The 13,440-nt window shown below is 68.1% G+C and carries 15 protein-coding genes and 1 pseudogene; 8 read left to right on the forward strand and 8 right to left on the reverse strand.

Annotated features, from left to right (window positions below):
* Positions 1-39 precede the first annotated feature (39 nt).
* From Q9R33_RS18735 to Q9R33_RS18750, 4 genes are read right to left on the reverse strand one after another with little or no spacing between them, the layout of a single operon-like run.
* Positions 40-1,311, reverse strand: a complete 1,272-nt coding sequence (locus Q9R33_RS18735) for a hypothetical protein (protein WP_311294701.1) — start codon at positions 1,309-1,311, stop codon at positions 40-42.
* Entirely contained in the window at positions 1,308-2,162 is an 855-nt protein-coding gene (locus Q9R33_RS18740; protein WP_311294702.1) for an alpha/beta hydrolase-fold protein, read from the reverse strand. Before Q9R33_RS18740 ends, Q9R33_RS18735 begins: the two co-directional genes overlap by 4 nt.
* Positions 2,141-3,112 (reverse strand): hypothetical protein, encoded by a 972-nt coding sequence (locus Q9R33_RS18745; protein ID WP_311294703.1) that lies wholly within the window; start codon positions 3,110-3,112, stop codon positions 2,141-2,143. The genes Q9R33_RS18740 and Q9R33_RS18745 overlap by 22 nt, the downstream gene beginning before the upstream one ends.
* Positions 3,109-4,155: a LacI family DNA-binding transcriptional regulator gene (locus Q9R33_RS18750; RefSeq protein WP_311294704.1), complete on the reverse strand. Its 1,047-nt coding sequence runs from the start codon at positions 4,153-4,155 to the stop codon at positions 3,109-3,111. The genes Q9R33_RS18745 and Q9R33_RS18750 overlap by 4 nt, the downstream gene beginning before the upstream one ends.
* Before the next feature lie 268 nt (positions 4,156-4,423).
* Between Q9R33_RS18750 and Q9R33_RS18755 the strand changes: the two genes are divergently transcribed.
* The 3 genes from Q9R33_RS18755 (at position 4,424) to Q9R33_RS18765 (ending at position 7,281) form a co-directional block, all read left to right on the forward strand.
* Positions 4,424-5,254: an aldo/keto reductase gene (locus Q9R33_RS18755; protein ID WP_311294705.1), complete on the forward strand. Its 831-nt coding sequence runs from the start codon at positions 4,424-4,426 to the stop codon at positions 5,252-5,254.
* Positions 5,255-5,339: 85 nt separating this feature from the next.
* Positions 5,340-6,308, forward strand: coding sequence for a zinc-binding dehydrogenase (locus Q9R33_RS18760; protein WP_311294706.1), 969 nt, complete (start codon positions 5,340-5,342; stop codon positions 6,306-6,308).
* A 154-nt stretch (positions 6,309-6,462) separates the two neighbouring features.
* Positions 6,463-7,281 (forward strand): siderophore-interacting protein, encoded by an 819-nt coding sequence (locus tag Q9R33_RS18765; protein ID WP_311294707.1) that lies wholly within the window; start codon positions 6,463-6,465, stop codon positions 7,279-7,281.
* 156 nt (positions 7,282-7,437) lie between these two features.
* On the opposite strand, the gene Q9R33_RS18770 is transcribed toward Q9R33_RS18765, so the two are convergent.
* From Q9R33_RS18770 to Q9R33_RS18785, 4 genes and pseudogenes are all read right to left on the reverse strand, one after another.
* The gene (locus Q9R33_RS18770; protein ID WP_311294765.1) at positions 7,438-8,133 is read right to left on the reverse strand and encodes a mandelate racemase/muconate lactonizing enzyme family protein; all 696 of its coding nucleotides are present in this window, start codon (positions 8,131-8,133) and stop codon (positions 7,438-7,440) included.
* An 87-nt stretch (positions 8,134-8,220) separates the two neighbouring features.
* Positions 8,221-8,589, reverse strand: a pseudogene (locus Q9R33_RS18775) (mandelate racemase/muconate lactonizing enzyme family protein); the annotation flags it as partial.
* Entirely contained in the window at positions 8,586-8,765 is a 180-nt protein-coding gene (locus tag Q9R33_RS18780) for a hypothetical protein (protein WP_311294708.1), read from the reverse strand. The pseudogene Q9R33_RS18775 and the gene Q9R33_RS18780, both read right to left, overlap by 4 nt.
* Before the next feature lie 580 nt (positions 8,766-9,345).
* On the reverse strand, positions 9,346-9,975 hold the full coding sequence (locus Q9R33_RS18785) for a TetR/AcrR family transcriptional regulator (RefSeq protein WP_311294709.1): 630 nt from the start codon (positions 9,973-9,975) through the stop codon (positions 9,346-9,348).
* Between Q9R33_RS18785 and Q9R33_RS18790 the strand changes: the two genes are divergently transcribed.
* The 5 genes from Q9R33_RS18790 to Q9R33_RS20480 all read left to right on the forward strand — a co-directional run bounded on the left by Q9R33_RS18790 (position 9,969) and on the right by Q9R33_RS20480 (position 12,815).
* A complete protein-coding gene (locus Q9R33_RS18790) occupies positions 9,969-10,202 on the forward strand; it encodes a hypothetical protein (RefSeq protein ID WP_311294710.1) in 234 nt (77 codons plus the stop codon). The genes Q9R33_RS18785 and Q9R33_RS18790 overlap by 7 nt on opposite strands.
* A gap of 42 nt (positions 10,203-10,244) precedes the next feature.
* On the forward strand, positions 10,245-10,577 hold the full coding sequence (locus Q9R33_RS18795) for an SDR family NAD(P)-dependent oxidoreductase (protein WP_311294711.1): 333 nt from the start codon (positions 10,245-10,247) through the stop codon (positions 10,575-10,577).
* Between the two features lie 52 nt (positions 10,578-10,629).
* The gene (locus Q9R33_RS18800) at positions 10,630-11,130 is read left to right on the forward strand and encodes a DUF805 domain-containing protein (protein ID WP_311294712.1); all 501 of its coding nucleotides are present in this window, start codon (positions 10,630-10,632) and stop codon (positions 11,128-11,130) included.
* Positions 11,131-11,259: 129 nt separating this feature from the next.
* Complete coding sequence (locus Q9R33_RS18805) at positions 11,260-12,561, forward strand: ISL3 family transposase (RefSeq protein ID WP_311294766.1); 1,302 nt, start codon at positions 11,260-11,262, stop codon at positions 12,559-12,561.
* Complete coding sequence (locus Q9R33_RS20480) at positions 12,558-12,815, forward strand: SDR family oxidoreductase (protein ID WP_396654132.1); 258 nt, start codon at positions 12,558-12,560, stop codon at positions 12,813-12,815. The genes Q9R33_RS18805 and Q9R33_RS20480 overlap by 4 nt, the downstream gene beginning before the upstream one ends.
* Positions 12,816-13,440 lie beyond the last annotated feature (625 nt).

Raw genomic sequence — 13,440 nt, forward strand, 5'->3', positions numbered from 1 at the left:
ACACCGATGGTGCAACAAAGGATGCGCCCTGTGGATGCCTCAGCGCGGGGTGTCGGCGAGCGCCGCCGCGATCGCCTCCGAGAGCCGCTCGGCCGTGCCTTTCGCATAGCGGGATGACAGGGCCTCATACGTGAAGCGGTCGTAAGAGCGGGCGTCCGGCGCATACTTGGCGCCGCCGTTGAACATCGTGACGACGCCGGTGAAGCGCCAGGGGGAGTCAGCGGCGATCCCGAGGCCCGTCATGGCGTTGAGTTCGGGCTGCACACCGGCGAGCACGCCGTCTCCGACCCGCAGGATCGAGAACGGCAGTCGCCGCTCGGGTGCGGACCGGAACTCGTGCCCACGAGTGGGCCGGATCCGCTCGCGGGGGAGCGGTTCCTGCCCCGGCGCGGTCAGTTCGTGGTGCGTGAGCGACACGACCGGATGCCCCGGCTCCGCGTCCGCGGCGAGCGCGGCGCGCACGATCACCGCGCCGAGGCGCTCCCCGAGCAGCGTCGCGACCAGGTGCGCCGGACCGCCGGCATCGAGGCGGAAGGACGAGCCGGTTCGATCCTGCACCGAGCGCACGGCCGTCACGACGGGTGCCTGGTCGCCGGCCGCGCCGAGCAGGAAGAACGCGACGGCCCGTCCGCCGAACGTCTCTTCGACGACCTCGACGGCGGCACCGGCGAGGTCGCCCGTGGTGCGGCGCGACCCGTCGCTCTCCACCGAGTCGCTCATGACCGACGGCTGCACCGCGACGTTGGCGAGGATCGCGATCGGTTCGCCCGCCTCGTCGTCGATGCGCAGCACGAGCACACGCCGGTCGGTGGTGCCCCGTGAATCGGCGCCGATCGTCCAGCCCTCGCGGGTCTCGACATCCCGGTTCACCGCCACGTCGCACTGATCCTGCGACCACGCGGCGGTGGCTCGGCGGCATGTCCTGGCGGCATCCGCGGCAGCCGCCTCCACCGCTCCCAGCAGCGCGTCCCTCGCCTCCGCCATCCGGGCGGCGAGAGGATCGGGCGTCTCGCCACGGGCCAGGATGTGCGGCGCCGAGAACGTGTGGCTCACGCACACCACCACGTGCGAGGCATCCGTCGCCGTCGCCTTCGACACGGTCGCCCGCACCTCGTCGATCGTCTCATCGACCAGCGACGTCTGATCGACCACGACGAGCACGACGCGCTCCGTGCCGGCGAGCACGAGCACCCGTGCGTACAGCGGGTCGTGCTCGCCCGTGAACCCTTCGAGAGGCCACGTCGTCGGGGGATAGGCGATCCGTGCACGGCCGGCACCCGCGCGGAGCCGGGGGTCGACCGCGCCGGTCACGCGAGCGCCGGTTCCCAGGCGCGCCAGTAGGCGAAGTAGTCGTCGCCCAGGGCGTCGATCACCGCGAGGTAGTCGTGCGCGACGTTCTCGATCTCGCGGAACTCGTGCGGGATGCCGAGGTCGGCGAGCTGCTGCCCGAAGGCGCGGATCTCGTCGGCGAGCCGGTTGTCCTCCTTGCCGTTGAGCAGTCGCACGTACGTGCGCTCGCGCAGTTCGGGGGCATTGGCCAGCAGGAGGGTCCACGGGCTCACGGCGGCGAAGTAGTCCTCGTCGCCGAAGAAGGTGTTGTCGGTGCGGAAGGCCGGCTCGAGCGACATGTCGCGCAGGATCGACGGTCCGATGGCGGTGATCCGTCCGAACAGGTCGGGGTGCTTCAAGCCGAGGTGCAGCGAGCCGTAGCCGCCCATCGAGAAGCCTTCGAGCGCGCGGGCAGAGGGATCGGGGATGGTGCGGTAGGTCGCGTCGACGAACGACACGAGGTCGCGGGCGGTGATCTGCTCCATCGGGCGCGCGCCGTCTTTGGAGTCGAGGTACCAGCCGATCGGCAGGCCCTGCGGGGCGACGACGATGATCTCCGGCATCCGACCGTCGCGGATGGCGGCGTCGATGCGCGCGATGCCCGGCAGTGACTGGTGCGAGTGGGCGAAGCCGCCGTGGAGCCAGTAGAGCACGGGGAAGCGCGCCTCGGGGTTGTCGGGGTAGGTCGGCGGGAGGTAGACGAAGGCGCTGCCCTCGGCGTCCTGCCCGCGGGCGGGCTGCGGGTAGACGACGAAGTCGGCGATGCCCTCGCCGTCCGAGATCGGGTCGAGCCAGTCCTGCTCGAAGATCTTCACCTGTTCGAACGGATCCATGAGTTCTCCTCGGGGTCGGGGATCGGGGTGGCGGAGGCGACCTTGCGGAAGTCCCGCACATCGGGGAAGGGCGGCTCGGCGCCGCCGGGCAGCGGCAGCTCGAAGGCATTGAGGATGAGCGCGTTCATCGCGTAGACGCCGACCGAGGCGATCAGATCCGCCAGCTGCGCGTCGTTCAGCGCGGCGCGCACCTCGAGGACTGTCTCGGGGGCCGGGCGCTCGCCGCGGGCGAGCGCGTCGACGAGATCGAACACCGCCTCGTCAGCGGCATCGTCGAAGGCGGGGTGGTCCCCGGCCGCGAGCGCCTCGAGGGCGGCTTCCGGGATGCCGGATGCGCGCGCCTTCTCGCGGTGGGCGATCCACGGGTGCTGCGCATCCCGGCGTCGTGCGACGGTCATGATCGCAAGCTCGCCGATGCGTTCGGGCAGCGTCGTCTCGTGCTGGCAGTATGTGCCGAGCTCCTCGACGACGGAGTGGATGTCGGGTGCCAGCGCCCACAGCCGGAACGGCCCGCGCAGGGCGGCGGGTCGGTCGCCGGCGCCGAGCGCCGCGAGCTGATCGGGGCTGAGCGGGCTGTCCGGGTCGACGCGTCGGCGGCGGGACGGACGGGACGGATGCTGCAGCGAGCTGTCGTCCGGCAGCGCGAGGACGGGAGCGTCCTCGGCTGTGTCGAGACATCGGGCATATCCCTCGACGAGCTCCCCTCCGATTGCCCCGATCAGGCGGACGACCCCCGTCGGACCGAGCGTGTCCAACACAGCGTCGAACGTGTCGTCGTCCACGAAGTGATCGTCGACCAACTGTGCGGCGAATCGGCGCGCCGAGGCATCCGTGGTCGCAGCCTCGGCTGTCTGCAGGGTGGCCGACAGGCGATGGAGGATGCCGGCGAGACGAGGGTCGGCATCCCACAGCGCCGATGAGGAACCGAGCACCGGTCCGGCCGCGTTCACGTCCGCCTCGGCGGGATCTCGCCCGAGCCGCGCGGGATCAGGACGCTGCGCACGACGATGCGCTGTGAGACGGTGTCACCTTCGAGCCGTGCGAACGCGCGCGCAGCTGCGATGCGACCCATCTGGTAAGGGTTCTGGGCCATTGCGGTGAGGCCTGGTTCGATCAGGTCGCCCAGCGCGACGTCGTTGAACCCCACGATCGCGATCTCGCGTTGCAGGCCGAGCTCGCGGAGGGCATGCAGTGCGCCGATCGTGACGTGGTTCTGACTCGAGAAGAGCGCGGTCGGCGCGTCGGCCCGGGTCAGCATCTCGAGCGTCGCCGCGTGCGCGGCGTCGGAGTCGCGGAGGTCATCGATGACGGGCGAGTCGCTCGCAGCGATGCCGGCGGCGGCGAGAGCGTCGTTGAACCCCATGCGACGACGCTGAGCCTGCGACATCCCGCCCGGCTCTCCCAGGTATCCGATGCGACGGTGCCTGTGCGCGATCAGGTGAGCGGTCGCCTGCTCGGCCCCACCGCGATTGTTCGTCACGACCACGTCGGCGTCGATGTTCTCGGGCTCCCGGTCGACGAACACGATCGGGATGCCGCGCTGCTGCTCGACGACCAGCGCGGATTGATCTGGCCTCACCGTGGCGAGGATCAGTCCGTCGACGCGGCGGCTGAGCAGCTCGCCGATGATCCGCTCCTCGCGTGCGGTGTCGTCGTCGAGGCTCGCGGCGAGCACGGCCACGTTGTGCTCGGATGCGACATCCTCCACACCCCGGTGGACCGCGCCCCAGAAGCGATTGGCGACGTTTCCGACCACCAGTCCGAACGTCTGGGTCTTGCCGCCGCTGCGTCGAAGCGAACCCGCGTTGTAATTCGGTCGATAGTTCAGCTCGCTGATCGCGCGCATGACGTTTCGGTGGGTCAGGGCCGAGACGTTGGGCTCGTCGTTGATCACTCGCGACACCGTCTTGATGCCGACGCCGGCGAGTTTCGCGACATCGCGGATGGTCGCGTGGGCTCTCGCCTGCGATGCCCCTGCATCTGGTGTGGTCATGGTCTCCGCCTTCTGCGTCTCGTCCCTGAGCGACTCTCGGAGATGACACCGTTGTCGGCGCACCCACCCTATCCGGGGGAGGGACGCACGGTCTCGAGGAGGCGTGCAGGGTTAGGTTGCACGTTAGACGCGCGAGGAGTCGCGTGTCCGCGGCTATCGTCTCATCCGTGCTCTGGCCGCGGAAACACGGCCGAGTCGGGACATCCTCCCGATCGAGCGGCGCGCGCGCAGACCGCGCACGCTCACTGCGAATGAAAGGTCGCGTCGCATGACAGCTCCCCAGATCGTCCTGAACAACGGTGTCAGCATCCCGCAGCTCGGGTTCGGGGTCTTCCAGATCGAACCGGAGGACACGAAGGCGGCCGTCCTTGCCGCGCTCGAAGCCGGGTACCGCCACATCGACGGCGCGCAGGGCTACCGGAACGAGCGCGAGGTGGGCGAGGCGATCGCCGAGTCGGGCATCGACCCTGCCGAGATCTTCCTCACCAGCAAGCTCAGCAACGCGCACCTCACCTACGACGAAGCACACCGGGCGATCGACCAGACCATCGTCGACGCCGGCGTCAAGACGCCCGACCTGTTCCTCCTGCACTGGCCGCTGCCGACCGTGCGCGACTACATGATCGTGTGGCGGGCCGTCGAAGAGGCGTACCGTGACGGCATCTTCCCGGCGGTCGGCGTCTCGAACTTCCACATCCCGCACCTCGAGCGACTTCTGGGCGACTCCGACATCGTTCCCGCCGTCAATCAGATCGAGCTCCATCCCTATCTGTCGCAGAAGCCGATCCGCGACTTCGATGAGGCCCACGGCATCGTCACCGAGGCATGGTCGCCGATCGGCCAGGGGCTGCTCCTGAAGGACGACGTCATCGGCGGCATCGCCGCGGAACTGGGGCGCACGCCGGCGCAGGTGGTGCTGCGGTGGCACCTCCAGTCCGGCATCGTGGTCTTCCCCAAGTCCTCGACCCCCGAGCGCATGCGCGAGAACATCGCACTCTTCGACTTCGAGCTGACCGCAGACCAGATGGCCGCCATCGATGCGCTCAACCGTGACCAGCGGACCGGAATGGACCCCGACACCTTCCGCTACAAGTTCTGAATCCCCGAGGAAGTGTGGGTAGGCTCCTCGTCGCCGAGTCCCGCCCCGAGCCCGAGGTCGTCACCACATGAGTCGAATGCGCGCGATGCTGCTCCCTGCGCCTGGTGCACCGGACGCTCTCGTGCCGGGCGAGGCCGACCGACCCGAGCCCACCCCGGGCTACGTGCGGGTTCGTGTCGAGGCCTGCGGGCTCAATCCGGTCGATGCGGGACTCGCGAGGCGCGGAAGCCCGGCGTGGCGGTGGCCGCACGTGCTCGGTCTGGATGTCGCCGGAGTCGTGGATGCTGTGAGTCCCGAAGCGGAGTTCGAGCCGGGTGAACGAGTCGCCTTCCACGGCGACCTCCGTGCACGCGGAGGCCTCGCGGAGTACGCAATCGCCGACGAGCGCGCGCTGGCGCGGATCCCAGACGGCGTCGACTTCACCGCCGCGGCAGCCTTGCCGTGCGCCGGCATGACCGCCTACCAGGCAGTCGTGCGTCGGCTACACGTGCAGTCCGGCGACACCGTGCTCGTTACAGCAGGCAACGGCGGTGTCGGCGGATTCGCGGTCCAGCTGGCCAAACGCGCGGGCGCCCGAGTGATCGCCACGGCATCCTCTCGGTTCGACCGCCTGCGCGCGCTGGGCGCCGATGCCGTGGTGGACTACCGCGACCCCGAAGCACAGGAGCTCATCCGATCGTCAGCGGGCGACCACGGCATCGATGCGGTCGTCGATACCGTCAGCGCGACGAGTGCGACGGCGAACCTCGGACTACTCAGCCACGCCGGCGGTATCGCCTGCATCGCCGGGCGCGCCGAGCTCGATGCGGTCGCCCCATTCACGATCTCGCCCTCCATTCATGAGATCTCCCTCGGCGCCGCCTACAGCGCGGGCCGGGATCGGCACGTCCGGGATCTGGGTCGCATGCTCTCCGAGCTCCTGGCGCTCGTCGAGGCGAACGTGCTCGATGCGACGGTGAGCCGCGTCGTGCCGCTGGAGGACGCGGGGTCGGCGTTGGTAGAGATCGCGGGTGGGCACGCCACCGGCAAGCTCGTTGTGAGAGTGAGGGACTGAGGACATGACTGATGCGGGTGGATTCGTGAGCACCGAGTCGGGATCGAACGGGACGACGCGCGGCGGACGCGGCGGGGCACGTGACGGGCGCGAGCCGCGGGGTGAGCGAGGACGCGGCGGCGGTCGACCCCGCGGAGTGCAACGGGTGTTCGAGGTGGTGCGCACCGAACGTATCGCGCCCCAGCTCGTGCGCGTCCACCTGGGCGGCGACGCGTTCGCAGGATTCGTCGACGAGGCCGATGCTGTCAAGCTGTCGCAGACCGACAAGTACGTGAAGTTCCTCTTCGCGAAGCCGGGGTCGGGTCTGGAACCGCCGTACGATCTCGATGCGCTGCGAGAGACCCTCGGGCGCGACGAGCTGCCCGTTCGGCGCACGTACACGGTGCGTTCCGTCGACCACGACGCGCGGACGATCGCGGTGGACTTCGTCGTGCACGGCGATGAGGGACTTGCCGGTCCCTGGGCGGCGAAGGCACAGCCGGGAGACCGGGTCGCGTTGTCTGGCCCGGGCGGTGGGTATGCCCCCGCCGACGGCGACGTCACGTACCTGTACGTCGCGGACGACTCGGCGATCCCCGCGCTCGCCGCAGCCCTCGAGGCGCTCCCGCACGATGCCCGCGGCATCGCCCTGATCGAAGTGGCTGACACGCAGTCGGAGGTGGGACTGGCCGCCCCGGCCGGGGTGCAGATGGTGTGGCTGCACCGCGACGGCGCAGCCGCTGCCGGCGGGACGGCTCCGTATGGCGCGCTGCTCGTCGACGCCGTGCGGCGCCTCGAGCGTCCCGCGGGCGCGGTGGATGTGTTCGCGCACGGTGAGCGGGAGGCGATCAAGCGGATCGGTGCGATCCTGAACGAAGAGTGGGGCATCCCGCGACAGGAGATGTCCCTCTCGGCGTACTGGGCAGACGGCCGTTCCGAGGACGCGTTCCAGTCGGAGAAGCGCACGCCGATCGGTCAGATCTTCACCGACTGAGCGCGCCCCGCCGTCCGAGCCGCGGGCGGGTGCGATCGGACATCGCGGTCCTGGCGACGCTGTCGACCACCAGCCGGGTGACAGAAGAATCCGGTCGGACGTGTCGCCACATCCGACCGGATCTCCTGTGCCCGACGGCCGCGAGACGGCGGGTCCTCAGATCTGCGGACTCGCGTGAGCGCGCAGAAACTCCTCGTCCAGCTCGAAGCCGAGCCCGACACCCCGCGGGATGTCGAGCCAGCCGTCGACGTGTTGCACGGGCTCCGACACGAGCGCGGTGCGGAACGGGTGCGACGAGGTGTCGTATTCGAACAGAGGCTGATCGGCGTAGAGGCCAGGATGCGTCGTCGGAGTGTTGGCCAGCGCGTGCAGCGACGCGTACTGTCCGATCGCGGTGCCCCAGACGTGCGGGTTGACCTGCACGCCGTGGGACTGGGCCAGCACGTTGATGTGCTTCAGTGCCGTGAAGCCGCCCGCGAGGCAGATGTCGGGCTGCGCGATGTCGACGCCTTGCGCATCGAACAGCGCCGCGAAGCCGTAGAGCGTGTACTCGGCCTCGCCACCGGCCACGGGGGTGCGGATGGCGTCTCGCACGCGGCGGTAGCCGGCGAGGTCCTCCGGCACGACCGGCTCCTCGATCCATCGCAGGTCGAAGTCCTCGAGCGCGCTCGCGAGGCGGATTGCGTCGTTCGGCCCGTAGCCGTGATTGACGTCGATCATGAAGTCGGCCCGGTGGCCCACAACATCCCGGATCGCGTTCATCGTCACGACGTCGTCGCGCACTCCGAAACCGAGCTTCACCTTCATGAGGGTGTGCCCGTCGTCGGCGTGGCGCTCGGCCTCCGCCGCCATTCCTGCGCTCTCGCCCTGGCCCTCCAGACGGAAGAAGCCGGTCGCGTAGCACTGGATGCGGTCGCGGAACGCGCCGCCGAGCAGCTTGAACACCGGAAGTCCCGCGGCCTTTCCCCGGATGTCCCACAGCGCGATGTCGATCGCGCTGATCGCGCCGACAACCACACCTTTGCGTCCGAAGTCGCGGCTGCGGACGTACAGCTCGTCCCAGATGACGTCGGTCTCGAGCGGGTCGCGTCCGATCACGAGCGGTGCGAGCGCGCTGCGGATGACGGATGCCGCGATCTCGGGCGGCTAGAGGCCCACGCTGAACGTCTCGCCCCAGCCGACGAGACCTTCGTCGGTCGTGACCTTGACGACGGTGGTCGAGCGGGCCGTGACCCAGCCTTGCGAGTAGGCGAGGGGCTTCGGGAGCGGACTGGTCAGGACGAACGTGTCGATCGCGGTGATCTTCATGCGTCGACCTGCGCCTTCTCGGACTCGTCGGCCGCCGGGGAGGGCGCCAGGCCCAGCTCCTCCGGACGGATGATCGGCTTGCGTACGAAGTAGTGGTAGAACACGGCGCCGAGGAGGGAGATGACGGCGGCCGTCCAGAACACGAGGTCGAAGGATCCGGTCGTGTCCACGATCACGCCGGCGAACAATTCCTGCCCACGGCATGCCCACAGTCGACGCGGAATGAGGTGGATTCAGGACCGAGGATGATGCAATCGCACTGATCGGGTTCCGCGTGATTGCGCGGTATCTCGGCCGAGTCAGGTTCAGACGGATCAACCAGGATCGCTCTCGGCGTGTTTCAAATCCCTCCGTCTCCGCCAGTTTTCGCCCGATTTGACGTCGTTCTGAGGCGTGATTCCGGGGTTTCGATCGTTCTCGATCCGGGTAGTTCCGTCTCAGATGTGGGCACGGCTCAGGGGCGGAAGTGCTGATCAGCGGATGAGTCCGAGTCTCGGCGCCTCTAGCTGCCCTGTCTGCTTGCTCTGGGCGGACGTCGTTTAGCGTTTTGCTCAGAGGGCGAACTGTCCCGCCGCCGTGCGCACCGTCTGCCCACGAGGAGACGCAGGGGCAAAAGTCCTCCGTCTTAGGGTGTGCCAACACATTGGTGACAGCTTCAGAGTGGCGGTGGGCACCACCCCGAAAAGGCCGTGTCGTAACAAGGGGGCGGAGCTCTTGCGTCACCTCTGTGCCGTCTCTCGGCTCTTCGACTGAGGGTCAGCGCGGCGGATCGGTCGCGATGACGGAGTCGAGGAACTCGCGCAGCGGCGCTGCGATGTGCAGGCTGTCCTGTGCGTACAGCCACTGCACCTGGAGGCCGTCCATGAGCGCGATGAACATGGCCGCGAGTGCCTTGGGCTGAAGAGTCGTGGTGAGTTCTCCACGATCCGCGATCGTTTGGAATGCGGACTCATAGAAGTTGCGCAGGCCCTGATACCGCCGCCGGAAGTACTCGTGCGCGGGGTGGCCGGGTGAAGTGGCTTCCGCGGAGAGGGTTGCGTGCAGCTCGATGAGGCCGGGCTCGAGCTCGTTGTCGACAGCGACGTCGAGCATGGCGCGAATGGAGTGGTTCGGGGTGTTGGCGATCCTCGCGTCCGCTTCCTCGAAGACGTGAGTGCTGCGCGCGTCACGATGCTCCAGCAGGGCGATGAGCAGCACCTCCTTGTTGGGGAAGTGGTGCAGGAGTCCGTTGTAGCTGATGCCGGCGCGCGCAGCGATGTCCTTCATGGTGGCGCCGTAGAACCCGGTCTTGGCGAACGCTTCGACGCACGCGTCCAGGACCTTGATGCGGATGGCGGCGCTCTTTGCGTAGCTGCCACGAGGGCGAGTCGGGACGACGGTTGGCACCCTCGAGCGAGCGGAGAGTAACGGTCACAGCAAACGGTCCAGGAGAGCTGCAGGGTCTCGGATCGGCGCGGCCGGACCCGACAGATGGGTATCGGGCAAATTCCACCACCACTTTCGATGGGAGGGCTCTCGCGGTGATCAGGCCGACGGGCGTCGGGGTCATCACGGTGCGTGCAACCGCGGAGGGGTTGGGCGACGCGATCGTCACGCTCTCCGCCGGTGAGTGACTAAACGGTGGGCTTACACGAAAACACGAAAGAGGTGCACGGATGGATGCGCTCGTCAATGCCACGGTCATCATCACCGGGGCAGCAAGCGGAATCGGTAAAGGTGCGGCTCTCGCTGTCGCGCGGCGAGGATCCAACGTGGTGGTCGCGGATATCGACGACGCTGGATCAGCGACCACTGTTTCCCAGATCAAGGATTTAGGCGCGAATGCTGTGGCCGTTCACACGGATGTCGCAGATGTAAGCGCGTTCGAAGAGTTGCGCGAAGCTGCCCTCCGCAGTTACGGGAGCGTCGACGTCGTGATGAACAATGCAGGAGTTCTCACACGCGGAGCTCCTGAGGACATTGATGGCTCTTCGAAGTTGAGGGTGTAAGTGTCGTTGTTCGGGACGTGGTCAGTGAGGCTCGTCCCGCTAGGATCGCGACGTGAGCTACGCGGCGGTGACGATTCCCATCAGTGAGCCGCTTCGCGGCGCGTCGATGGCCGACGCGATGGGTCGCTTCGTCGGCCACGCTCTTCGTGTGCGTGGTCGAGCGAGCCGGAGCGAGTACTGGTGGTGGCAGCTGATCAATGCTGTCGTGCTGCTGATCGCGCAGGTCGGTGTTCCGGTGCTGGTGACTGGTCAGACCCCGGAGCCGACGGTAGCGTTGGGGCCGTTCGGTTCGCTCTTGTATGCGCACCTCGGCATCCCGGCCTGGGCAGTAGGCGATGTGCCGAGCAACCCGATCGCGTCCTTCGCGCTCCTCTTCGCGGGGCTGTGGATGCTCGCGACGGTTATCCCTGGGGTGAGCGTGGCCGCGCGTCGGCTGCACGACTCGAACCTGTCTGGATGGTGGGCATTGCTCGCGATCGTTCCTGTGGGTGCGGTTGTAGTTCTGCTGCTTGCGATTCGCAGTCCGCGCGCCGAGGGCGCTCGCTTCGATTAGGCGCGGGCACAAACCGGCCGACGAGCTGCGGAGGCTCGTCGACGCTGCGCCCGTGAAAGTTCACGGATGGGCGTCGAGGTCTTCCAGGATGGGAGTTCTCACACTGCCCATCCGCCGGAAGACCTCGACGTGCACCACCCTACGTTCGCGACCCCTGACCTGACCACGTTCTGCCGTCTCGACGGTCTGGGCTTCGAAGCCGTCGGGCAGGTGATCGAGCCCGATCGGGCGGTGCTGGAGTGCCGCGTCGTCGAGGACGACCCGTGGTGTCGGAAGTGCGGTGCGGAGGGCGTTCCGCGGGACACCGTGACCCGGCCGCTCGCGCACGAGCCGTTCGGGCATCGGCCGACGACGCTGCTGGTCCGGGTGCGCCGGTACCGGTGCGGCCACTGCCGGCGGACCTGGCGGCAGGACACGACGAAGGCAGCGGCGCCGCGCGCGAAGATCTCCCGCGGCGGGGTCGGGTGGGCACTCACCGCGACCGTGGTCGACCACCTCACCGTCTCCCGCGCCGCAGCAGGCCTGGGGGTGTCGTGGCATACCGCGAACAGCGCGATCCTCGCCGAAGGCAAGCGGCGGCTGATCGACGACCCGGCCAGGTTCGACGGGGTGACCACGATCGGTGTCGACGAGCACGTCTGGCGTCCCACCAGGTTCGGCGACAAGTACGTCACCGTGATCATCGACCTCACACCCGCGAGAAACAAGACCGGGCCGGCGCGGCTGCTGGACATGGTCGAGGGCCGCTCGGAGGCAGTGTTCAAGCAGTGGCTCGCGGCGCGGCCGACCGAGTGGAGCAAGCAGATCCAAGTCGTCGCGATGGACGGGTTCGCCGGCTTCAAGACCGCTGCCGCCGAAGAACTCCCCGACGCCATCCCGGTCATGGATCCCTTCCACGTTGTCCGCCTCGCCGGCGACGCGTTGGACCAGTGCCGACGACGCGTTCAGCAGGACCTGTTCGGGCGCCGCGGGATGAAGAACGACCCTCTCTACAAAGCGCGACGCACCCTCCTTACCGGTGCAAACCTGCTCACTGACAAGCAGAAGATCCGACTGGACGCGGTGTTCGGCAACGAGGAGCACGTCGAGGTCGAAGCAACCTGGGGCATCTACCAGCGCATCGTCGCGGCCTACCGCGAACCCGACAAGAAGGAGGCCAAGGAGATGATGCAGGCCGTGATCGACGCGGTCAGCAACAGCGTTCCTGCCGCTCGCACCGAGGTGCGACGCCTCGGTCGGACGTTGAAGCAACGCGCCGCCGACGTGCTCGCGTTCTTCGACCGGCCCGGCACATCCAACGGGCCGACGGAGGCGATCAACGGGCGGCTCGAGCACCTCCGCGGCTCCGCGCTCGGGTTCCGCAACCTCCCCCACTACATCGCGCGGTCGCTGCTCGAGGCCGGAGGCTTCAGACCCCACCTACACCCTTGATTCCGAAGAGCCACATTGATGTCGACGAATGGCAACGCGTGCTTAACATCAACCTGATGCCCGTGGTGCGAAGCAACGCAGCCTTCCTCCCGTTGCTCCTCGAGCAGAGGGCCGGGCACATCGTCAACACCGCCTCCTGCGCGGGGCTCTATTCGCATGCCTTCGATCGGCTGCCGTACGCAGCATCGAAGGCTGAAATCATTCAGCTCTCGGGGGGTCTGGCACTCTATCTCCGTCCGAAGGGGATCGGGTAACCGTCTTGTGTCCGGGGCCGGTTATCACAAACATCGCCGCCACCATCCGCACCTTCGGATCGGGGACGGTGACACGGGGCCCGGCGCGCAGTTCCTCCCGAAGCTGCCCGAGGAGGTGGGGGAGCAGGTCGTCGACGCGATCCTCAACAACAGGTTCATGGTTCCCACGGATGATCAGGTGCACCAACTTCTGTTCGCCGTGCAAAGGACTGGGACGGCTTCCTGGAAGAGTCCATCCAAGAATGGGACAAGTCGTCCACGCCCGCACGGGGCTTGCCGCCCGAGTCGCCAGCAAGCTCGCTGGATTCATCGCAAGCACAGTCGCTCGCCTCCGACGTTCGGCCATGAGAGCGGCGACTGCGCAGGCACTCCTGCCCGAGCGAGGCGGGGTCCGCCGACCTTCGTCAAGGCGTGGGCGTGTCTGAACCCGCACGCGGTGCGTCCCGTCAGTGCCGCGGTCGGATGGCGCATAACGATGCACGGCTGCGCTCATTGACCGAGCACTGCGCGCGAGCGGACCCGCTACCGTCCGACTCCGTCGACGCGCCGAGTCGCCACCCTCAGCCGGAATCAGCGCGCGGAGCGATCGGGTGCGGAGCAGCCGACTGATGTTCCTCCCGACTGC

It is taken from the genome of Microbacterium sp. PRC9 (assembly GCF_031844125.1).
Taxonomy (GTDB): Bacteria; Actinomycetota; Actinomycetes; order Actinomycetales; family Microbacteriaceae; genus Microbacterium.

What these genes read in the sequence shown, in the direction of transcription:
- Q9R33_RS18740 (WP_311294702.1), bottom strand. Translation starts at nt 2,162, where the DNA reads ATGGATCCGTTCGAACAGGTGAAGATCTTCGAGCAGGACTGGCTCGAC.
- Q9R33_RS18750 (WP_311294704.1), bottom strand. Translation starts at nt 4,155, where the DNA reads ATGACCACACCAGATGCAGGGGCATCGCAGGCGAGAGCCCACGCGACC.
- Q9R33_RS18755 (WP_311294705.1), top strand. Translation starts at nt 4,424, where the DNA reads ATGACAGCTCCCCAGATCGTCCTGAACAACGGTGTCAGCATCCCGCAG.
- Q9R33_RS18760 (WP_311294706.1), top strand. Translation starts at nt 5,340, where the DNA reads ATGCTGCTCCCTGCGCCTGGTGCACCGGACGCTCTCGTGCCGGGCGAG.
- Q9R33_RS18770 (WP_311294765.1), bottom strand. Translation starts at nt 8,133, where the DNA reads ATGGCGGCGGAGGCCGAGCGCCACGCCGACGACGGGCACACCCTCATG.
- Q9R33_RS18795 (WP_311294711.1), top strand. Translation starts at nt 10,245, where the DNA reads ATGGATGCGCTCGTCAATGCCACGGTCATCATCACCGGGGCAGCAAGC.